The following is a 19748-nucleotide window of genomic DNA, read 5'->3' as shown; positions in this document are numbered from 1 at the left end:
ACAGGTACCTCGCACCGCAAGCCTTAATCGACAGGAAACCTCATGGTGAAAGGCACGAAACCCCGTGTACTCCTCACCGGTGCCACCGGGTTCATCGGCTCGGCGGTTCACCGCGGCCTCACCCGGGCCGGCCTGCCGGACATCCGTCGGATGCTGCGCGCAGACGACCCGACCGCACCGGCCGACCCGGCGCGGGACGTCCGTGGCGACCTGACCGACCCCGCTTCACTGCGCGGGATCTGCGACGGCGTCGAGGTGATCGTCCACGCCGCCTCCTACACCGGCGCGGATCCGCGACGCAACCGGGAGGTCAACCACCTGGGTACCTGCCATCTGCTCGCCGAGGCGGCACGGGCCGACGTCCGACACGTCCTCTACGTCAGCACGGCGGCCGTCTACGGCACCGGCCCGCACCAGGGTCCGGCCGAGGGGGTCCTCGCCCCGGCCCCGGTCTCCCCCACCAGCGCCAGCCGGGCCGCCGCCGAGACGGCGGTTCTCGCCCACGGGGGAAGCGTGCTACGCCCCCACCTCGTCTACGGCCCCGGCGACCGGTGGGTCGTTCCCACGCTCGTGACCCTGCTGGGCTGGCTGCCCGGTTGGATAGCAGGGGGCCGGCCCCGGCTGTCGATGATCGGCGTGCACGACCTGGCACGGTTGGTCGTCGCGTTGGTCGCCACACCCGCCCCGCCCGCCCGGGTCTACCATGCCAACCATCCCGAGCCGGTCACCGTCCACGCCGCCGGTGAGGCGCTGGCCCGGCACCTCGGGACCCGACTGCCCACCGGTGACGTGTCGGCGGCCGAACTCGCGAACCTGGCGCTCCCGCCGGGCCTGCGACGACGGCACCTCGACCTGATCTCCATGGACCACTGGTACGCCTCGGACCGGGTGTGGGCCACGACCGGCTGCAGCCCCGGCGCGGCCTTCCCGGACGACCTCGCCCGGGCGTCGCAGTGGTATCCGGACCTCGCCGCGCGCCCCCGTACCTGACCCTTCACGCAGGGAGTGAGACATGCAGCTGGCCGTGTTGGGTGCGACCGGAGGAACCGGAACCCTGGTGGTCGAGCAGGCGCTGGCCGAGGGGCACTCGGTGACCGCGGTCGTCCGACGGGACTGGACCGGTCCGCGCCACCGGCGGCTGCGGGTGGCTGTCGCGGACGCGCTCGACCCGGGGTCACTACCGCCTGCCCTCGCCGGAACGGACGTGGTGCTCTCCGCTCTCGGCTCCGCGCAGGCCCGTCGTCCCACGCGGGTGTACTCGGCGGGGGCCACCGCGATCCTGACGGCGATGCGGGAGGTCGGCATCCGACGGCTGGTGGCCGTCACGGCCCTGCCGATCGCCCCCGCCGCCGGGCAGGACCTGCTGCACCGCCGGCTGGTCCACCCGCTCCTGCACCGGTTCTTCGGCGGCGCCTACGAGGACATGCGCCGGATGGAGGCCGTTCTGCTGGACAGCGACAGCGACTGGACGGTGTTCCGTCCGCCCTATCTGCGCAACGGCCCGGCCACCGGCACCTGGCGCTTCGCCGTCGACGCCCCGCTGCCCCGTGCCTGGACGCTGCGCCGCGCGGACCTTGCCGCCGCCATGCTGGCGGCGACGCGTGACGACCGGCTCGTCCGCCGGTCGGTGAACCTGGCGGCCTGAGCGGGCGTCGGGCCGGGCCCGGTGCCCGACGTCACCGGTCGGGATGCCACCGGGTACGGCGCAGCGGACGTTGCGGGAGCATCGCCGGCGGATGATGCCGTGTCACGGCCCGTACGGCGGCCCCGCCGACGCGCCGGCATAGTCCGCGCCGCCCGTGCGCGACCGACCGGGCAGCGCGGCCAGGTCGGTGAGCACGGCGTCGAGCCATCCCCGGGGCGGCATGGCACCTGACGCCTCACGCAGGCCGTGCAGCCACTCCCGGCGACGCGACGACGGCAGGTCCAGCGCGGTGCCGAGTGCCCGGGTCAGTTGCCCCACGTCGCCGGGGTCGACGGTCAGCGCGTACGGCGACAACTCGTCGGCGGCGCCGGCATCCCGGGAGAGGATCAGCACTCCGTCGCGGGCGTTGACCGCGGCACCCTCCTTCGCCACGAGATTCATCCCGTCCCGCCAGGAGTTGACCACCAGGACGTCCGCGCGGGCCAGCACCGCCAACCCGCGGTCGAGGTTGTTGCGCGGGTCGAGGACGACCGGTGGCCGGGCCGCAGTCAGATGGCGCCCGTTGACCGCGCTCACCGCCGCGGCGACGTCGGCGGCGTATTCGCGGTAGGCCGGAAGCGAGCTGCGTGACTCGTACGCGAGGACATAGTGGACCACCCGGTCGACCAGCTCCGGGCGGGCCCGCAGCAACTCGCCGAACGCTTCGATGCCACGCACCGCGTTCTTGGCCGGTTCCATCCGCTCGACCCGGGCCACCAGCGTACGGCCGGCGACGACCTCGTCGAGTCGTGCCGCCTCGGCACGGGCGGGACCTCCCGCGGCGCGTTCCCGCAGCAGCGAGACGTCGACCCCGACCGGATAGACGCGCACCGACACCGTACGCCCGGGTAGGTGCACCTCGTTGCGCGCCGGGTCGACGGCGTACCCGAGGTCGGCGCAGGAGTCGAGGAACGCCCGGGCCCAGCGCGGCGTCAGGAAGGCGAGCAGGTCGGCGCCGAGCATGCCGTGGATCAGCGACCGGGCGGCGTGCTCCGGCAGTTGCCGGAAGTGGGCGAGGTCGGCCCACGGACACATGGTGAAGTGGGCGGTCCGCACGTCCGGGCGCCGCCGCCGCAGCTGCGACGGTGCCAGCGCCAGGTGGTAGTCCTGCAGAAGCACGGCGGCACCCGGCGCGGCGGCGCGGGCACAGGCGGCGGCGAATTCGTCGTTGACCCGCTCGTAGTCCCGCCAGGCGGCCTCCCAGGCGGGGTCGGGTCCGGCAACGGGCAGGTGGTGGTGCAGGAACCAGAGAGTCTCGGTGCCGATCGTGCCGTAGTAGGCGGCATAGGCCCCGGGGTCGAGGTCGAGGTATCGGACGGCCACCACCCCGTCCGGCAGGTCGACCGCGGTCGGTTGCGCGGTCGACGCCGCGCGGCGGGCCACGATCCGGTCGCCGTCGGTACGCGCACCGGCGATCCAGACGCCCTCACCGCCGGCGAGCACCGGGGTGAGCACGGCGATCAGTCCGCCCTCGCCACGGTGGTAGCTGACGGTCCCGTCCGGGTCGGCGCGGAAGTCGACCGGGCCCCGGTTGGAGGCGACGACGAGTGCGTGTGGCATGGGTTTGTCATCTCCTCGGGAGCGGCACGGTTGACAGGACCTGGCTCAGGCCACGGGGGGACGGATGCGGCGGGGCGGCGGGCAGCAGGCGTACGGCGATGCCCGCCGACAGCGCTCCCGCATCGGTGTGCGGGTCGTCGCCGACCATCACCGTACGGGCGGGGTCGGCGGCCAGCGCGTCCAGCGCGATGCGGAACAGCTCGGGGCCGGGCTTGACGCACCCGTGCTCGCAGGACAGTGCGTAGGCGTCGACGAGATCGGCGAGGCCGGCATGACGGAACGCCGGGCGCAGGTCCCAGCCGCAGTTGCTGACCACACCGATCCGTACGCCGTGGTCGCGCAGCGTCCGCAGGACCGGTCCGGTGTCGTGGTAGGGCCGCCAGCGCGCCGGGTCGGTGATGCAGTCGTGGAACGCCTCGGCCAGGGCCGGGCCGACGCCCGGCACCGCGACGGCGGTCGCCACCCAGCCGGCGCGGTGCCCGGTCGTGGACAGGTCGCACCGCGCCCGCGTCCGCAGGCCGGCCGGGCTCTCGGCGTACGCGAGGATCCGGCGTCCCAGCACGTCCGCCCGGGACACCGCGAGCCGGCACCCGCGCCGAGCGGCGCTGGCGGCGAAGGCCGGACCGTCGACGACCCGCAGTGGGTCGAACAGTGTGCCGGAGAAGTCGAACAGCACGGTGTCGGTGGTCACGGCCGGTTGTCCCGGGAGCGGGAGACCGCCAGGGCGGTGCCGGCGTTGAGGGCGAACGCCGCGACCGCCACGCCGGTCAGGCCGGCGACGTCGAGCAGGGGCGCGGCGAGGAACGTGCCGAGAACGGCGGCGGTCCCCATGATGATCTCACCGAGGTCCTCGGCCCACCGCCGCGCCCCCTGCGGGGTGCGGGCCAGCAGCAGCACCGTACCGCTGACCAGCTGCATGTTCCACGCCAGCCCGAGTACGAGCAGGAACCCGGCCGCCGGTACGCCGAGCTGCGGCCGGGCGGCGGTCAGACCGGCACCGAGCGCGCTCCCGGCGGACAGGACCGCGCCGGCCACGGCCACCGGGACGGCCCGGAAGGCCTCGCAGAGCCGGGCGGTGACCGGGGAGAAACCGAACATGGCCGCCACGTGCAGACTGACCACCGCGCCCACGGTGCCCAGGTCCCAGCCGTGGTGGTGCATGGCCGGTGGGGCGACCGCCATCATCGTCACCATCGTCGCGTTCGCGCCGCCGAGCACCAGCACCGGCACGGGTGGCAGCCCGATGCGGGCGGCGGGGGCCGTCCGGGGGCCGGCTTCCGCCGGCGGCGTCGTGGGCGTCGGCAGGCGGGCGACGAGCAGGGCGGCGATACCGAAGGCGGGCACGGCCAGCAGGTAGAGGCCCGCCGAGGCGGGTAGCCCGGCCGCCGAGGCGAGGCCGCCGGCAGGGCCGAGCAGGTTGGGGCCGAGCACCGCGCCGACCGAGGCCGCGGTGAGCGCCGCGGCCACCGCGCGGGTCCGTGCCCCGGCCGGGACCAGGTCGGCGGCGGCGTAGCGACCGAACATGACGGCCGTGTTGCCGGCGCCGAGCAGCGCGTTGCCGGCCAGGACTAGGGGCAGGTCGGCCAACCGGGCGCCGCCCACCACGGTGACCGCACCGACGACCGCCGTCAGCAGCCCGAGCAGGAGTCCGGCCTTGCGGCTGCGCCAGCGCATGGCCGCGCCGACCGGCAGCACCGCCACCGTGGCACCCAGCGCGATGGCTCCCAGCGGCAGGGTGGCCGCCGCGGTCGAGCCGGTGAGGTCGGTGGCGAGTATCCCGCCGGCCGAGCCGCCTGCGGCCATGCCGACCGCGGCCACCGCCTGCGCCGCGTAGAGCAGAACCGGTGTCGTGGTACGGGAGGGCTGTCGGGTGTCGACGGTCACGAGGAGTGCACCCGCTGGGTCCACCCTGCGAAGCGCCGGAGCATGTCGTCCATCCTGCGGTGATCGGGGTTCATCGTCGGTCGGTGTGCGGCGGTCAGCCCGGTGATGCGGTGCAGGACCGCCGGGGAGGTCGTCTGCGCGGTCGCCTCCAGCAGCGCCCACGCCGCCGACTGGAAGACCTCGCGCACCGCGTGGTCGTCGGGCGGGGCACACCGGCGTTCCGCCTCGGCGAGGAAGGAGTCGAAGGCCGGGCTCTCGGCGGCGCGTACCGGGATCACGTCGACCGCCGGCGACAGGCTCTCCCCGGCCTCGTGGGCCTCGATCGCGTTGATCAGCGGACTGACGTCGCCGGCGACCGCCGGATCGTAGAGCCCCGGGTAGGGCGCCTGCTCGTAGCCGGGGTCGTAGCCGGCGACGTACAGCGGTGAGTCGCTGCCCGACTCCTGGATGATGCCGAGGGCCAGGTCGAGCAGGCTCACCGGCCAGCCGAGGTCACGGATCATGAACATCCGCATCTCCCTGGCCGGCCGGTGCGTCGACTCGGCAAGGGCGACCAGCATCAGCTGGGCCGATTCCTTGGCCGACTGGACGTAGAACACGGTCTCGGCTGAGTGCAGCCGCAGCGGCAGCCCGAGATGACAGGCGCTGCGGAAGCGGTTCAGCACGATCGAGTTGTCCACCACGTGCGTGAAGCGGACCCCCGTGCAGCGCATCCGACCGCGCGCAGCCGTCCGGCACAGAAGGTACTCACCCATCCGCTTCGACTCGGCGTAGACGTCGTTGGTCCACGGCCGCAGAGCCTTGCCCGTGGAGGCGTAGACCAGGTCGCGGACACCGGCACGCTCGGCGGCCTCGGCGATGTTGCGCGTGCCCAGCACGTTCGTCCGGACGGTCAGGGCGGCCTCCAGCTCGGCCCGGCCGGGGTCACGCTGGGCGGCCAGGTGGAACACCACGTCCGGCCGCACCTCCCGCAGGCAGTCCTCGGTCCGCTGGCGGTCGCCGAGGTCGAGGTGCAGGTAGCGGACGCCGGCGACACTGTGGGACGGCGGTGTGTTGGCAGCGCTCATGAGCACCGCCGGCTGCAGCGGCACCAGAGCGCGTAGCAGCTCGGTGCCGATGCACCCGCTACCACCGGTCACGAGCACCCGCCGGCCGCGGATCGCGGTCCGTACCTGCTGCTCGGGAACGGGGATGCCGCGCTCCTGGACCGACAGGTAGCGGGCAAGTTCGGCGGGGCTGTCGACCTGCGCCGCCAGCAACTGCCCGGTCAGCCGACGGAGCCGGTCCAGGTCCTCCCCGACGGGCGTCCGCCCCGGCGGCACGACCTGCGTCATCCGGTCCAGTGTGTCCCGCACACTCAACATGATCATCTCCCCGTCACAACGGTTCACGCCGAAAACGCGACCGAGCGGCCCACGGGAAACGCTACGAGCGTCATGTTCACCAATCAAGTCGAATTGGTGAACTTTGCAGTTAGTTGACGCCCATTTTGCATTGAGCGCGTAAACGAATGTGCGCACCGATACCAGATCACATTGCTGTGCCGACCTCTTCGATTCAGGCATACTCAGGGTCAACTCATCGACTCATATTGTTATCGGGGGTGTTTCACCATGCGCGTCCTCGTCGTACAGGACGATCTCGCCGGCCGCCGTCACCTCGTATACCGGCTGGAACAGCACGGATATCAGGCATGGGGTACCGGCACCGGCAAGTCGGCCCTGCAACAGCACCACCGGGTGGATCTGGTGGTGCTCGACATGGACGTGCCCGACATCGACGGCCTGCGGGTCTGCGCCGAGATCCGCCGGGAGTCGGACACGCCGATCATCGCGCTCACCGGACCCGGCACCGAGGTCGACCGCGTGCTGGCGTTCTGGGCCGGCTGCGACGACTGCCTCGACAAGCCGTTCGGCGCCGACGAACTGCTGGCCCGGATCGATGCCGTGCTGAGACGGCTGCGCCCGGCACCGGACGCCAACACCATCACGCACGGGCCACTGCACATCGACGTGGCCCGGCGCGAGGCCCGGCTCGACAACCGGGCGCTCGCCCTGACCCGTAAGGAGTTCGACCTGCTCAGCCTGTTGGCCGCGCGTCCCGGGGTCGTGTTCAGCCGCCGGGAACTGCGGGCCCGGGTGTGGCGTGACAGCACCACGACCACCGGCCGGACCATCGACACGCACGTCAACAGCCTGCGAGCCAAGCTGGGCGACACCAGGTGGATCGTCACCGTGCGGGGCGTCGGTTTCCAGCTCGGTCGCGGTATCAGCGCTGCGACCTGAGCGCTACTTCCCGTACGGATGCCGCTCGCGCGCCGCGCGCAGCGCATCGCCCCACCACACCAGCTGGTCGAACATCGCCTTGACGGCCGCACCGACCGCGTCCGCATCCACCGGGGTGCCGTCCGGGCCGAACTTCTCCCACGCCATGTGGAAGCTGACCTGCTCGCGGATCGTCATCGCGTGCAGTTCCGCGAAGACCAGCCGCAGGTGCTCGGCGGCGCGCAGGCCACCGGCCATCCCACCGTAGGAGACCAGGGCGACCGGCTTGGCCTGCCACTGGGTGTAGTGCCAGTCGATGACGGACTTGAGCGACGCGGGATAGCTGTGGTTGTACTCCGGCGTCACCACGACGAACGCGTCCGCCTCGGCCAGCCGGGACCCGATCCGGGAGAGCGTCTCGGCGACCTCCGGGGCCGGCGACTGGGTCAGCGCCACCGGCAGGGGATGGTCGGCCAGGTCGATGTAGTCGACCTCGAGATCGTCGCGCTGGCCGGCCTGGTCGGCGATCCACCGGGCGACCGTGGGACCGAACCGACCGTCGCGGACGCTGCCGCAGATCACTGCGAGCCGCAGGGAAGCCATGATGACGGATGTTCCTCTCATGTGGTGTCGTGACTGGTGGTGGTACGTGCGTCAACTGGTCGCGGCGAGGGCGTCCAGGTAGTCCTGTTCCGAGCGGGCGCCTGACAACTCCGGGCCGTTGTCCACCCGGACCAACGGCACGGAGGTGATGCCCCGCTGCCGTACCACGGCCAGCGCGGCGGCGAGCTCGTCCGGTCCGGGGCCGTCCCCGCCGGCCGCGACGGGGACGACCCCGGCGTCGGCCGCGAGTTCGTCGAGCGTGCCCGGGTCCCCGATGTTGCGGCCCTCGCTGAAGTAGGCCCGGAACAGCCGTTCGGTGATCGCCTCGGCCCGCCCCTGCCGCTGCCCCGTCGCCAGGAGCTGGTGGGCCCGGAAGGTGTTGACGAAGATGGCCCGCCCGAAGTCGAGGCTGAGGCCGTCGCGGGCGGCGATGCCTGTCATCCGGTGCGACATCTCCTCCGCATCGGCGCCGAAGTCCCGGCGGTGGCGCTCGGTCAGCGGTTCGCCCTCCTCGGGGGCCTGCGCATCGATCTGGAACGGCTGGAACGTCACCTCGATCATCCCGCCGTCCGCGCGCCGGCGCGCCGCCGCCTTCTCGAAGCGGGTGAAGGCGAGGTACGAGTGCACGCAGATGAGGTCGAGGACGAACTCGACCCGCACGGGTCGGTCGGTGTCAGCGGACATGGGGAGATCCTTGGTCGAGTCGGGACGCGGGCGTACCGGGCCGGTCGGCGCCGGGTTCGGCCTCCACACGGGCATGGCGCCGGGACGCGGCGAGGTAGCTGACGGCGATGACCAGCGCGCCTGCCGCGATGATCAGGAACAGCGGCTGGATGCCGAGGCGGCTCACCGCCGGCTGGGTCACGATCGGTGCCAGGAACTGACCCAGGAACAGGGCCGTGGTCAGGAAGCCAGCGTATCGGCCGCGGGAGTCCTCCGGGGCCGCGTTGACCACCCAGTTGTTCAACGTCGGCATCAGGATGCCCAGGCCGACCCCCATGACCAGGGTGCCCACGCCCAGCACGACGACGTGCGGGGCGGCGAACAGCACCAGATAACCCGCCCCGACCGCGGCGAAGGCCACGGCGACGAGCACGTACTCACCGGCCAGTCGCCGGATCGCGGCGAAGCGCAGTGACACCAGGCCGGTGGTCAGGGTCTGCACCGCGATGACCGCCCCGGAGGCGATCGAGGTGGCGTGGAAGTCGTTCTCGACCAGGAAGGGAACCTGGATCGGCACCGAGTAGAACGCGACCTGACCGAGCAACATCGCGGCGAGTGCCGCGGTGATGCCCACCGGCCACCAGCGCCGGGGGGAGACGCCGGAGCCGGTGTCCCCGTCGACCGGGCCGTGCGGGCGGTCACCGCCGGGCAGGTAGCGCAGCGCGGCGACGGCGAGCACCGCGCCGAGCAGGTAGACCAGGAAGACCGACCGCCAGCCCAGCCCGGCCAGTGCGCCACCGCCGACCAGCAGGAGCACGCCACCGAAGGCCCCGGCGGAGGTCTGCCGGCCGAGCAGCCGCTGTCGATCGGATCCCTCGTAGAGGTCGGCCACCATGGCCACGCTGGTGGTCATCACCAGGGCGACCCCGAGGCCGAGCACGATCCGGCCGGCCAGAATGCTGTAGAGGTCGGGCAGGTAGAAGCCGGAACTGCCGCCCACGGCGAACGCGAGCATGCCGATGACCAGCGCGCGTTTTCGCCCGATGCGCTCGGACAACGCGCCGGCGAACGGGGCGAACACCACGATCGCCAGCGCGTGGGTGCTGGTGATCATGCGGGACAGCAGGTCAGCGTCAGCCGTGTCGGCGAACGCTGCCCGGATGCCGGGAATGGCCGGCGATACGACCGCTCCCGCCATGATGGTCAGCATGCCCGCGAGGACCAGAACGGTGGCCTGACCGCCCAGGGGCGGCCCTGTCGTCCGGCCGGTGCTGTCGGAAGGGTGCACGCCACGCTCCTTTCCTCGGTTTCGTACTGCGATCGCGGACATTCACACCGTAAAAGTTGAACCAAGGATGAAGTCAAGCCGTCACGCCGACGACCGCTGCCCCCACACCGAGAACAGCAGCGTCGTGACGTCCCGGGATGCCGGCTCCTCAATGGTGGCGACGAATTCCGCGAGGTCCTGCGCGCTGACCCAGCCGTTGTCGACCAGCGGCTGACCCTGCAGTTCCAGCCGGCGTCGCATCAGCTCGTTCTCGTACTCCCCCTGACCGGGGCCGAGCGGCCGGAGGTGGAAGTCGACCCCGGTGAGCCCTTCGGCGGCCAACCGGGCCGGCACCCGGCGCGCGAAGCGCATGTCGGCGCCGTGCGCCTGGAACACGCGGAGGTAGGCCTCGACGACCCGACGGCCGACCGGGGTGGCCGCGTCGTCGGCCGGCATGAAGTAGAAGTCCTCGACCAGGATCCAGCCACCGGGTGCCAGCCACTGCACGGCCCGGGTGAGCATCTCGTCGGGGTTCTTGAGCACCGAGAACACGCCGCGGGCCAGGATGAAGTCGAACGATCCGGGCGCGAACCGCTCGGCCTCGATGTCGCCCTGCCGCACGGTCAGCCCCGGGGCGTGCACACCGTCGAGGAGATCGGTGCTGACATCGACGGCGAGCACCGACCCCTGCGGCACCCGCCCGGCGAGCCACCGCGACATCGAGCCGGCACCGGCACCGATGTCGAGGCAGCGGCTACCGGCCCCGAGCGGCAACCGGCTGATCAGCTCGGTCGTCAGGGGGTCGTAGTTACGCTCCCACAACGCCGCGAGGATGGCCTCGGCCTGCTGCGCCGTCGGCTGGGTCAACGTCATGGCTCACCTCTCCGGTCGGTCCGGCCCGCCGGTGGACGGCCCGGCGGTGAGCTCGATGGCTCCCATGGGGCAGCAGTCCGCGACGGAGCGGGCGGTTTCGAGTGCTTCCGGGCTGGTCAGCCGGGCCTCGACGGCCTCGGCGTGCCCGATCATCGTCAGCCGGAAAAGCGCAGGCGACATCGCCTGGCACAGTCCGGTACCGCGGCACAGCCGCGGGTCGACACGTACGGTCACCTCGGTCTCGCGGTCGCCGGAGATCACCGCGGCGTCCCCGTCGTCCGGGTGGGCAGCGCGACCAGGCGGCGCATCGCCCAGTTCTCGATGTAGCGCAGATCCTGCCGGGCGACCGCGAGCTCCAGCCGGGGGAACCGGCGGAACAGCGCCGGGATCGCGATCCGCCCCTCGAGCCGGGCCAGTGCCGCGCCGAGGCAGTTGTGCAGGCCGTGACCCAACCCGACGTGCCGCAGCCGGGGCCGGGTCAGATCGAGGCGGTCCGGCTCGTCGAACTGGCGTGGGTCGCGGTTGGCCGAGATCAGGGCGGCGATCACCGGGGCGCCGGCCGGCAGCACCGTGCCGCCGAACGTCAGCTCCTCGGTCGTGACCCGGAACAGGGCGGTGCTGAGCGCGCCCTCGTACCGCAGCAGTTCCTCGACCGCCGATTCCTCGATGTCGGGCCGTCCGACCAGCAGGTCGCGCTGGTCCGGATGGTCGAACAGGGCGAGTACCGCGTTGCCGACGAACGCCCGGATGGTGTCGCTGCCGGCGAGGATCATGGCCGCGACGTTGGCGACGAGTTCCTCCTCGGACAGCCGGTCGCCGTCGTCGCGGGCCTGCAGCAGCGCCGTGGTCAGATCGTCGTCGGGCCGCCGACGCTTCTCCGCGACCAGCTCGGCGGCGTAGTCGCAGATCCGGGCGAAGCCCTCGGCGACCTGGGGCATCTGTGCGTCGTCGGACGGGAAGGCCTGGGCGAGCGCCTGCACGAGTTGCTCGTGGCGGTCGATGCGCAGGCCCAGGATCTCCCCCATCACCGTGGACGAGACGGGTCCGGCGTAGTGCTCCATCACGTCGAACGAGCCGCGCTCCTCGCAGCGGTCGAGCGTCGCCACCACGGCCTTCTCGACCGCGGTCTGCCACTGGGCGATCCGGCTCGGCGTGAACGCGCTCATCACCAGCCGCCGCAGGCGGGTGTGCGCCGGCGGGTCCACCACCGTGACCGCCTTCTCCAGGACGCTGCCGGCCCCGCTGACCAGGCCCGCCTCCTGGAACTCCGGGCTGCCCCAGGTGCCGCCCTCGGAGCTGAAGCGCTGGTCGGCCAGCAGTGCCCGCACGTCGTCGAAGCGGGTCACCATCCACGTTCGGACGCCGCCGACCGGGAACGCGAATTCGTGCACCGGTGACCGGTCGCGCAGCCAGGCGAACGTCGGATACGGGTCCTGGAAATACGTCGCGCTGAACAGCGGCGTAGGCAAGGTATCCATTTTCTTCCGTCCCTCCGAGACCATTCGGACCGAGTCTGGTTGCCGGTACCCGTCCCAGCAACGGCACCGGCGCCAGGGCTACGTCAAGAAATGCAAAGAAACGACAGGGCATACGCTGGCGGCATGACGCACATGTCCCCCATCGCCAAGGAGCTGACGGTCGGCGAGCTGGCCCGACGCAGTGGCGTCTCCACCTCGGCGCTGCGCTTCTACGAGCGCGAAGGGTTGATCCGCAGCCGGCGTACCCCCGGTAACCAGCGTCGCTACTCGCGCGACACCCTGCGCCGGGTGGCGTTCATCCGGGTGTCCCAACGGGTCGGCATCCCGCTCACCGAGATCGCCGAGGCATTGAGCATCCTGCCGACGGACCGGGCACCGAGCCAGGAGCAGTGGGTGCAGTTGTCGCAGAACTGGCGGGCGGACCTCGACCGGCGAATCACCCAGCTGCTCAAACTGCGCGACGAGTTGATCGACTGCATCGGCTGCGGCTGCCTGACCCTGGAGAGGTGCGTCCTGGTCAACCCGTACGACGTGCTGGGCCGGCAGGGCGCCGGACCGCGCCGTCTGCAGATCGAGTGAGGCCCCCTGGCAGGTCGCCGGGTGCCGCCCGCACCATGCCGGTGCGGGCGGGCAGGTCCGGACCGGCCGGCGGTCGACCACCTCAGCGTTCCTTGCGGTGCTCCCCCGCCACGTCGTGCTCCACCGTGCAGACGAGGTACTGCGGGGGTGCCGACTCGAACTGGGCGACCTCGGCCTGTCCCGCGCCGATGCGGGGATCCGCCATCCACGCCTCGTACGCCCGACGCCCGGTCCACGCGGGATAGTTGACGAACGTCCGGCCGTCGGCGCTGAGGCAGACGTCGGCCGCGATGAAGCCGGGATGATCGCTTTTCCACCTCCCCGAACGGTGCAGCAGGTTGAGTACCGCGGCTGCCGGTTCGGGGCCGGTGAAGTGCCGGATCGCGACCGCCACCACCCGCGGCCGCTGCCCGACGGCCGGACCCTGGATCCCGCCGGCCGCCGCGCCGGTCACGGTGACGACACCACCCACCGCCGGATCCCGGTGCGGGTGCTCCGGTCGCCCGGCTGCGTCGTCGTCGGAACGCCAGCGGCGGTAGTCGCGCTCGTCGCTCCACCTGGTGTGGTGCACCAGTGTCGCGCCGTCGAGGGTCAGATGCACCCGGGAGAGCAGGAATCCGGGGGCGGTACGGGCGCGGGCGTCCACGGCGGAGGCCAGAGCGGCGACGATGCGCCCGGCGGTGGCCGGCCCGGTGAGGCGGCAGATGTCGAAGGCGGCGAAGTATCCCATGGCCACCCACTCAGCGGAATGCCGCTGCGTGCTCGTGCGCCCACTGGCGGAAGGTACGGGCGGGCCGCCCGGTCACCTCGGCCACCACTGTCGACCCGACCTCCGGTTCCTTGGTCAGGGTGGCGAAGTAGTCGAGGGCGCCGTCGGCGTACGACGGGGGCCAGCCGGTCGCCACCATCTGCCGCCGGGCCTCCTCGGCGTGCACGTCCTGCCACCCGATCGGGCGGCCGATGACCTCGCCGATGATGTGGACCTGCTCACGCTGGGTGAGCAGCTCCGGGCCGGACACCAGATAACTCCGGTACTCGTGCCCGTCCTCGAGCAGCGCCCGCACGCCGACCGCGGCCAGGTCGGCCTCGTGCACCGAGGTACGGGCGGCGTCCCCGTACGGGAAGCGGACCACCGCGCCGCCGTCGCGGACCTGTGCCGCGAAGCCCAGCGCGTTGGCCATGAATCCGGTCGTACGCAGGAAGGTCCAGGCCAGCGTGCTCCGTTCGAGGAGGTGCTCCAGGTAGGCGTGGCAGTTGTTGTCGACCGGTTCAAGTCCGATGTGGACGCCGACCGAGGACACCAGCGCGACCCGGCGCACCCGCTGCTCCATCTTCTCCAGCACCGCCGGGGCGGTGGCGGTGCTGAGGGAGAAGAACGGCCACATCCAGAAGACGCCGTCCACCCCGTCGAGCGCCGCGTCGAGGCTGTCCGGATCGGCCAGATCGCCCGTGCACAGTTGCACGCCGGCGGGCAGGCGGTCCAGGTTCGGATCATCGGCGAGCACCAGCGCCCGCACCTGGGCGCCGGCCGCCAGCAGTTCGGCGACGGCGTGCGGGCCGACGTTGCCGGTCGCCCCCGTCACCAGGACGGTACGTTGCTCGTTCATCGCACTTCTCCTTGTCGGTCCGGGTCCCGCGTGGCGGTGCGCCAGCTACGCGGGCAGTACTGCTCCACGCTCGGCCCGCGCCGGTGCCAGCCCGCGGCCCGGCTGCGGGGTGCCGGAACCGGGGCCGCGACGCGACGCCTCAGCAGGATCGCGACCACGGCGGCGAGTTCCTCGGCGCTCGGCCGCCCCCGCAGCACGCGGAGACGGGGCTGCTCGCCGCTCACTGCGGCGGGTTGCCGTGCTTGCGCGACGGCCGGTCGCGATGCTTGTCGCGCAGCATGGCCAACGCCCGCACGACGGTCTGCCGGGTCCGGCGCGGGTCGATCACGTCGTCGACCAGCCCGCGTTCGGCGGCGTAGTAGGGGTGCACGAGTTGCGCCCGGTACTCCTTGACCTTCTGCTGACGTACCGCCTCCGGGTCGTCGGCGGCCTGGATCTCCCGTCGGAAGATGACGCTGGCAGCCCCCTCGGCACCCATCACCGCGATCTCGTTGCCGGGCCAGGCGAAGGCCAGGTCCGCGCCGAGCGAGCGCGAGTCCATGACGATGTACGCGCCGCCGTAGGCCTTGCGCAGCACGATCGAGATGCGCGGCACGGTGGCGTTGCAGTAGGCGTACAACAACTTCGCCCCGTGCCGGATGATGCCGCCGTGCTCCTGGTCCACCCCGGGCAGGAAGCCTGGCACGTCGACCAGCGTGACCAGCGGGATGTTGAACGCGTCGCAGAACTGCACGAACCGGGCCGCCTTCTCGCTGGCGTGGATGTCGAGCACCCCGGCGAGCACGGCCGGTTGGTTGGCGACGACCCCGGCGACCTCACCACCGAACCGCGTCAGGGCGCAGACGACGTTGCCGGCGAAGTCGGGATGCACCTCGAAGTACTCGCCGTCGTCCGCGATCTCCTCGATGACGCAGCGGATGTCGTAACCGCGGCTGGGATCGTCGGGTACCAGGTCGAGGAGGGCCTCACCGGGACGGTCCTCGGGATCGGTGCACGGCACCGACGGTGGCAGCATGCGGTTGTTGGACGGCAGCAGCGACAACAGGTAGCGGGTGTCGGCCAGGCAGGCGCGCTCGTCGTCGTAGGCCAGGTGGGCCACGCCCGACGACCCGGCGTGCACGTCGGCACCGCCGAGGCCGTCGTAGGTGATGACCTCTCCGGTGACCGCCTGCACGACGTCGGGCCCGGTGAGGAACATCTGCGCGGTGCCGCGCACCATGAGCACGAAGTCGGTGAGCGCCGGCGAGTACGCCGCTCCCCCCGCGCACGGTCCCAGTATGACGCTGAGCTGCGGGATGACGCCTGAGGCACGGGTGTTGCGCTCGAAGATGCCACCGTACCCGGCCAGCGCCGTGACCCCTTCCTGGATCCGGGCGCCCGCGCCGTCGTTGAGTGACACCAGCGGGGCACCGGCAGCCAGCGCCATGTCCATGATCTTGTGGATCTTGGCGGCGTGCGCCTCGCCCAGCGCCCCGCCGAAGATGCGGAAGTCGTGCGCGTAGACGAAGACCGTACGCCCGTGCACGGTGCCCCAGCCGGTCACCACACCGTCGGTGTGCGGGCGTTTGTCCTCCAGACCGAAACCGGTGGCCCGGTGCCGGCGCAACGACTCCACCTCGTGAAACGATCCGGGGTCGAGCAGCAGGTCGATCCGTTCGTACGCCGTCAGCTTCCCCTTGGCGTGCTGACGGCGGGTGGCCGCCGGGTCCGGGCCCCGGCGGATCTGGTCCTTGATCCGATTGAGCTCGTCAACGCCCGGACGGACCGGATCGATGGTGGAAGTCATCTGACCAACTCCTGTGATCGGTACGGTTGGGGGTAGGCACGACGGGTTCGGCGGCCCCGTCCGGTCGCGGCTGGCCCCGGACGGCCACCGCCACACCGAGCACACCGAGGGCGGTCACCAGCCACAGCGCCCCCTCGGCCGACCAGCTCAGCAGGACGGCCACCGCCAGCGGCACCACCACCGCCGCCAACTGCACGGCGGTCTGGTACCGGCCGGTGGCCGCAGCGCGCTGTCCGACCGGCACCGCCGTGGCCGCCTGGACATTGAGGGCGGTGAAGCTCAGGGCGAAACCGACGCCCACGAGCAGCAGTGGGGGCAGCACGTCGGAGGGATCGACGGGTCCGGGCCGCAGCACCTGCCCGAACAGCAGGTAGCCCAGGCATACGGTGACCGCACCGGCCATGATCGGCCACCTGGTGCCGAACTTGCTGACCACCCGGCCGGAGAACGGTGCACCCAGGGCGAGCGGCACGCTGACGGGCAGAAACGCCAGTGCCGTCCGCAGCGGGGGCCAGCCCGCCCTGGTCTGCAACCACACCGTGGCCAGGAGCAGCAGGCCCAGGTACGAGCCGTTGAGCGTGGCCGCACCGGCCATCGCGCGCAGCAGTCCCGGTGGCGTACCCGGGCCGAGGCGTGCGGGTGGGGGCTCCGCGAGGTCGGGCAGGACGGCCAGCCCGAGCAGGAACAGCAGGAGCGCCGCCGGCGCCGGTGCGATCAGCGTCCAGCGCCAGTCCGTCGTGGCCAGCGCCCCGGCCAGCAGCAGCCCGCCGGTGAAGCCGGTGGCGGCCACCGTGGTGTAGACCGAGATCGCCCGGTCGCGCTCCCGACCGGCCGGGAAGGCCGTGGCGATGATGGTGAGCCCGGCCGGTGCGGTCAGCGCCGCGCAGCACCCCTTCACCACGCGGGTGGCCACGATGAGCGGGAAACTGGCCGACACCGCGCCGAGCACCGAGGCGACGGCGAACAGCAGCAGCGCGCCGAGGTACACCCGCCGCCGGCCGAACCGGGACACGGCCCGGCCACCGAACGGCACCAGCGCACCGAAACCGAGCGCGAAGCCGGTGACCAGCGCCTGTGCCTGGGTCACCGTCAGGTCCAGGGAGCGGCCGGCCGAGGGCAGCGCCACGACCATCATCGACACCTCGATCGAGTCGAGGAGCATGGTGCCGGCCAGCACCAGCAGCAGGGCCCAGCGGGCGGAGGTTCGCATCGGAGGCTCCCGGAACGGAGGGCGGAGGGGCGGTTCAGCCGAGCAGCGTGCCCCCGGTCGCGTCGAGGAAGGCACCGGTCACCCAGCGGCTGTCCGGCGAGGCCAGGAAGGCCACCACGTCCGCCACGTCCTCCGGCTCCCCGACCCGCTGGAACGCCGACAGCTGCGCCATCTGCTCGACCGCCTCCGGGATGTCGAAGACCGGGTTGCCGTTGCGGGTGATGCCCGGCGCGACACTGTTCACGGTGATGCCGCGCGGGGCCAGGTGCTTCGCGAAGTGCAGGCTGAGCTGCTCGACGGCGCCCTTGGTCATCGCGTACGCGATCTCCGAGGGATTGGCGAACCGGGTCAGCCCGGAGGAGATGTTGATGATGCGGCCTCCGGCGACGAGGTTGCGCGCAGCGCGCTGGATGATGAAGAACGGCGCCTTGGCGTTGACCGCGACCAGCCGGTCGAACTGCTCGGACGTCGTCTCCTCGGGTGCCACCCCGCCCATCTGGCCGGCGTTGTTGACCAGGATGTCGAGCCGGGTCTCGCCGGTGCGCTCCTTGAGGCCCTCCTCCAGGGCGAGGAACAGTTCGTGGACGTCGCCGGGGACCCCGAGTTCGGCGCGGACGGCGAACGCCCGGCCGCCGTCCTTCTCGATGGTCTCGACGACCTCCCCGGCGGCCTCGGCCCGGGTGCTGTAGTGCACCGCGACCAGGGCCCCCTCCGCGGCGAGGCGCACCGCGATCGCGCGACCGATTCCCCGGCTCGCGCCGGTGACCAGAGCCGTCTTGCCGGCCAGTCGGTTCATGGTGGTTCCTTTCGTGAGGTGATCGGATGAGGGGGGACCGAACCAGCGTTCGAGGGCGTCGGTCAGGCCCGTGGTGCCCTCCGGCGCGGTCCAGGCGACATGGCCGTCCGGCCGGACGAGCACCGGGTCCGGCAGTGCCGGGGTGGCCTCGGCGACGACCACCCGGACGCAGGTCCGCCAGGCACGGGCGGCCCGGCGCAGCCGGGCCAGCCGGTCGGGTTCGGACCCGGGGATCAGCAGCAGTCCCCGACCGTCGCGCAGCAGCTGGGCCGAGGTGGTGGGGCCGGCTGCGGTCCGCAGGGTGACAGGGGGCAGGCGGGCGCCGAGCAACGACTGGTCGTCGCCCGCGGTGCCGTAGCGCACGTCCAGCCCGGAGATGGTCGCCGCCAGGTGCCGCCGGGCCGGCTCGTAGGCGGACAGCTCGGCGAGCACCTCCCGCAGGGGTTCCACCTCGGGACCGCCGAGCAGCAGCGTCGCCTGCGCGTCGATGCCGGTGAGCACCCGGACGCCGACCGCGTGCCGCTCGTCGTGATACGTCTGCAGCAGGTGCTCCGGGGCCCGGCCCCGCACCACCGCGGCCAGTTTCCAGCCGAGGTTGACGGCGTCGTGCAGACCCAGGTTCAACGCCTGCCCGCCGACCGGCATCTGTCGGTGGGCGGCGTCCCCGGCGAGCAGCACCCGGCCCTTGCGGTACCGGGCCGCCAGCCGGCACGCGTCACCGAAGGCGTTCACCCACACCGGTGTGCCGCCGCTGATGTCCTCGCCGGTCACCGCGTGCCAGTCGGCGCAGACGTCGGCGAAGCCGGGCGGCTCCTCCCGGCCGGTGTCGCTGCGGCCGAAGACGTGCACCATCACCCGGGTCACCCCGTCGGCGGAACGGGCCGCGATCGCCAGTCCGGCGGGGAGCCGCTGGAACCGGCGGTTCGGAATGTCGATGCCTGTCACGTCGGCCCGGATCATCCGCCGCCTGGTGCCGTGACCGGGAAAGTCGATCCCGGCGAGCCGGCGTACGGTGCTGTCCTCACCGTCGCAGCCGACGACGTAGCCGGCGCGGACGGTCGCGGTGCCGGCGGGACCGGTGACGGCGGCCTCCACCACACCGGCCCGCTCGGTCAGCCCGACGAGCTCGCAGCCCCGTTGCACGTGCGCCCCGAGATCACCGGCCCACGCCCCGAGGATCGCCTCGGTACGGCTCTGCGGCACCTTCCACTGCCCCGGGTAGGGCGTGTCCAGGTCCAGGCTCAGCGGTATGCCGCTGAGATGGCCCATGACGTCGTTGGGCAACGCGCCGAAGCGGTCCAGCAGGCCCCGGTTGTCCAGCAGTTCCATCGTGCGGGCGTGCAGCGTCGAGGCCCGCGACTCGCTGGTCGGCCCGGACAGCCGGTCGACGACCATCACCTCCACACCGGCGAGCCGCAGTTCGCCGGCCAGCATGAGCCCGACCGGGCCGGCGCCGACGACGAGCACCTCGCACTCCCGTCCGGAGGTGACCAT

At 72.3% G+C, this 19748-nt stretch carries 20 protein-coding genes; 4 read left to right on the top strand and 16 right to left on the bottom strand.

Annotated features, from left to right (window positions below; all coding sequences use genetic code 11):
* Window positions 1-42: 42 nt before the first annotated feature.
* Window positions 43-990: an NAD-dependent epimerase/dehydratase family protein gene (locus tag ACN260_RS09625; RefSeq protein WP_422755615.1), complete on the top strand. Its 948-nt coding sequence runs from the start codon at window positions 43-45 to the stop codon at window positions 988-990.
* Window positions 991-1012: 22 nt separating this feature from the next.
* A complete protein-coding gene (locus ACN260_RS09620; RefSeq protein ID WP_422755614.1) occupies window positions 1013-1645 on the top strand; it encodes an NAD(P)-dependent oxidoreductase in 633 nt (210 codons plus the stop codon).
* 102 nt (window positions 1646-1747) lie between these two features.
* Here ACN260_RS09620 and ACN260_RS09615 read toward each other — a convergent pair whose 3' ends face one another.
* From ACN260_RS09615 to ACN260_RS09600, 4 genes are read right to left on the bottom strand one after another with little or no spacing between them, the layout of a single operon-like run.
* Window positions 1748-3244, bottom strand: coding sequence for an alpha,alpha-trehalose-phosphate synthase (UDP-forming) (locus tag ACN260_RS09615; protein WP_422755613.1), 1497 nt, complete (start codon window positions 3242-3244; stop codon window positions 1748-1750).
* Window positions 3245-3251: 7 nt separating this feature from the next.
* Window positions 3252-3935, bottom strand: coding sequence for an HAD family hydrolase (locus ACN260_RS09610; protein WP_422755612.1), 684 nt, complete (start codon window positions 3933-3935; stop codon window positions 3252-3254).
* Window positions 3932-5128 carry an MFS transporter gene (locus tag ACN260_RS09605; protein ID WP_422755611.1) on the bottom strand — a complete coding sequence of 399 codons (1197 nt, stop codon included), beginning with the start codon at window positions 5126-5128 and terminating at the stop codon, window positions 3932-3934. Before ACN260_RS09605 ends, ACN260_RS09610 begins: the two co-directional genes overlap by 4 nt.
* Window positions 5125-6462 (bottom strand): NAD-dependent epimerase/dehydratase family protein, encoded by a 1338-nt coding sequence (locus ACN260_RS09600; protein ID WP_422755610.1) that lies wholly within the window; start codon window positions 6460-6462, stop codon window positions 5125-5127. The genes ACN260_RS09605 and ACN260_RS09600 overlap by 4 nt, the downstream gene beginning before the upstream one ends.
* 279 nt (window positions 6463-6741) lie before the next feature.
* Between ACN260_RS09600 and ACN260_RS09595 the strand changes: the two genes are divergently transcribed.
* Window positions 6742-7413 (top strand): response regulator transcription factor, encoded by a 672-nt coding sequence (locus ACN260_RS09595; RefSeq protein ID WP_422755609.1) that lies wholly within the window; start codon window positions 6742-6744, stop codon window positions 7411-7413.
* Window positions 7414-7416: 3 nt separating this feature from the next.
* Here ACN260_RS09595 and ACN260_RS09590 read toward each other — a convergent pair whose 3' ends face one another.
* The 6 genes from ACN260_RS09590 to ACN260_RS09565 form a co-directional block, all read right to left on the bottom strand.
* Window positions 7417-7995, bottom strand: a complete 579-nt coding sequence (locus tag ACN260_RS09590; protein WP_422755608.1) for an NADPH-dependent FMN reductase — start codon at window positions 7993-7995, stop codon at window positions 7417-7419.
* Between the two features lie 51 nt (window positions 7996-8046).
* The gene (locus ACN260_RS09585; RefSeq protein WP_422755607.1) at window positions 8047-8679 is read right to left on the bottom strand and encodes a DsbA family oxidoreductase; all 633 of its coding nucleotides are present in this window, start codon (window positions 8677-8679) and stop codon (window positions 8047-8049) included.
* On the bottom strand, window positions 8669-9946 hold the full coding sequence (locus ACN260_RS09580) for an MFS transporter (RefSeq protein ID WP_422755606.1): 1278 nt from the start codon (window positions 9944-9946) through the stop codon (window positions 8669-8671). The genes ACN260_RS09585 and ACN260_RS09580 overlap by 11 nt, the downstream gene beginning before the upstream one ends.
* A gap of 81 nt (window positions 9947-10027) precedes the next feature.
* Window positions 10028-10798: a class I SAM-dependent methyltransferase gene (locus ACN260_RS09575; protein ID WP_422755605.1), complete on the bottom strand. Its 771-nt coding sequence runs from the start codon at window positions 10796-10798 to the stop codon at window positions 10028-10030.
* Between the two features lie 3 nt (window positions 10799-10801).
* A complete protein-coding gene (locus ACN260_RS09570) occupies window positions 10802-11059 on the bottom strand; it encodes a ferredoxin (protein WP_422755604.1) in 258 nt (85 codons plus the stop codon).
* Complete coding sequence (locus ACN260_RS09565) at window positions 11056-12276, bottom strand: cytochrome P450 family protein (protein ID WP_422755603.1); 1221 nt, start codon at window positions 12274-12276, stop codon at window positions 11056-11058. Before ACN260_RS09565 ends, ACN260_RS09570 begins: the two co-directional genes overlap by 4 nt.
* A gap of 132 nt (window positions 12277-12408) precedes the next feature.
* Between ACN260_RS09565 and soxR the strand changes: the two genes are divergently transcribed.
* The gene (gene soxR, locus ACN260_RS09560; RefSeq protein ID WP_422756676.1) at window positions 12409-12855 is read left to right on the top strand and encodes a redox-sensitive transcriptional activator SoxR; all 447 of its coding nucleotides are present in this window, start codon (window positions 12409-12411) and stop codon (window positions 12853-12855) included.
* An 82-nt stretch (window positions 12856-12937) separates the two neighbouring features.
* Here soxR and ACN260_RS09555 read toward each other — a convergent pair whose 3' ends face one another.
* The 6 genes from ACN260_RS09555 to ACN260_RS09530 are packed head-to-tail and all read right to left on the bottom strand — an operon-like array spanning window position 12938 to window position 19748.
* On the bottom strand, window positions 12938-13585 hold the full coding sequence (locus ACN260_RS09555; RefSeq protein ID WP_422756675.1) for an antibiotic biosynthesis monooxygenase: 648 nt from the start codon (window positions 13583-13585) through the stop codon (window positions 12938-12940).
* 10 nt (window positions 13586-13595) lie between these two features.
* Window positions 13596-14462: an NAD(P)H-binding protein gene (locus ACN260_RS09550; protein ID WP_422755602.1), complete on the bottom strand. Its 867-nt coding sequence runs from the start codon at window positions 14460-14462 to the stop codon at window positions 13596-13598.
* The gene (locus tag ACN260_RS09545) at window positions 14459-14659 is read right to left on the bottom strand and encodes an acyl-CoA carboxylase epsilon subunit (protein ID WP_422755601.1); all 201 of its coding nucleotides are present in this window, start codon (window positions 14657-14659) and stop codon (window positions 14459-14461) included. Before ACN260_RS09545 ends, ACN260_RS09550 begins: the two co-directional genes overlap by 4 nt.
* Window positions 14660-14682: 23 nt before the next feature.
* Complete coding sequence (locus tag ACN260_RS09540) at window positions 14683-16248, bottom strand: acyl-CoA carboxylase subunit beta (RefSeq protein WP_422755600.1); 1566 nt, start codon at window positions 16246-16248, stop codon at window positions 14683-14685.
* Entirely contained in the window at window positions 16211-17458 is a 1248-nt protein-coding gene (locus ACN260_RS09535; protein WP_422755599.1) for an MFS transporter, read from the bottom strand. The genes ACN260_RS09540 and ACN260_RS09535 overlap by 38 nt, the downstream gene beginning before the upstream one ends.
* Window positions 17459-17492: 34 nt before the next feature.
* Window positions 17493-19748 (bottom strand): SDR family oxidoreductase, encoded by a 2256-nt coding sequence (locus ACN260_RS09530; protein ID WP_422755598.1) that lies wholly within the window; start codon window positions 19746-19748, stop codon window positions 17493-17495.

It is taken from the genome of Micromonospora sp. WMMD708 (genome assembly GCF_049315245.1).
GTDB classification, from domain to species: domain Bacteria; phylum Actinomycetota; class Actinomycetes; order Mycobacteriales; family Micromonosporaceae; genus Micromonospora; species Micromonospora wenchangensis.
Note: the sequence above shows the minus strand (reverse complement) of the source record. Positions and strands in the feature narration are given on the sequence as shown.

Excerpts from the sequence above, each read along its gene's own strand:
- ACN260_RS09575 (WP_422755605.1), bottom strand. The coding sequence starts at position 10,798 with ATGACGTTGACCCAGCCGACGGCGCAGCAGGCCGAGGCCATCCTCGCG.
- ACN260_RS09615 (WP_422755613.1), bottom strand. The coding sequence starts at position 3,244 with ATGCCACACGCACTCGTCGTCGCCTCCAACCGGGGCCCGGTCGACTTC.
- ACN260_RS09535 (WP_422755599.1), bottom strand. The coding sequence starts at position 17,458 with ATGCGAACCTCCGCCCGCTGGGCCCTGCTGCTGGTGCTGGCCGGCACC.
- ACN260_RS09595 (WP_422755609.1), top strand. The coding sequence starts at position 6,742 with ATGCGCGTCCTCGTCGTACAGGACGATCTCGCCGGCCGCCGTCACCTC.
- ACN260_RS09565 (WP_422755603.1), bottom strand. The coding sequence starts at position 12,276 with ATGGATACCTTGCCTACGCCGCTGTTCAGCGCGACGTATTTCCAGGAC.
- ACN260_RS09540 (WP_422755600.1), bottom strand. The coding sequence starts at position 16,248 with ATGACTTCCACCATCGATCCGGTCCGTCCGGGCGTTGACGAGCTCAAT.
- ACN260_RS09600 (WP_422755610.1), bottom strand. The coding sequence starts at position 6,462 with ATGACGCAGGTCGTGCCGCCGGGGCGGACGCCCGTCGGGGAGGACCTG.
- ACN260_RS09585 (WP_422755607.1), bottom strand. The coding sequence starts at position 8,679 with ATGTCCGCTGACACCGACCGACCCGTGCGGGTCGAGTTCGTCCTCGAC.
- soxR (WP_422756676.1), top strand. The coding sequence starts at position 12,409 with ATGTCCCCCATCGCCAAGGAGCTGACGGTCGGCGAGCTGGCCCGACGC.
- ACN260_RS09590 (WP_422755608.1), bottom strand. The coding sequence starts at position 7,995 with ATGGCTTCCCTGCGGCTCGCAGTGATCTGCGGCAGCGTCCGCGACGGT.
- ACN260_RS09625 (WP_422755615.1), top strand. The coding sequence starts at position 43 with ATGGTGAAAGGCACGAAACCCCGTGTACTCCTCACCGGTGCCACCGGG.
- ACN260_RS09620 (WP_422755614.1), top strand. The coding sequence starts at position 1,013 with ATGCAGCTGGCCGTGTTGGGTGCGACCGGAGGAACCGGAACCCTGGTG.
- ACN260_RS09555 (WP_422756675.1), bottom strand. The coding sequence starts at position 13,585 with ATGGGATACTTCGCCGCCTTCGACATCTGCCGCCTCACCGGGCCGGCC.
- ACN260_RS09530 (WP_422755598.1), bottom strand. The coding sequence starts at position 19,748 with ATGGTCACCTCCGGACGGGAGTGCGAGGTGCTCGTCGTCGGCGCCGGC.
- ACN260_RS09550 (WP_422755602.1), bottom strand. The coding sequence starts at position 14,462 with ATGAACGAGCAACGTACCGTCCTGGTGACGGGGGCGACCGGCAACGTC.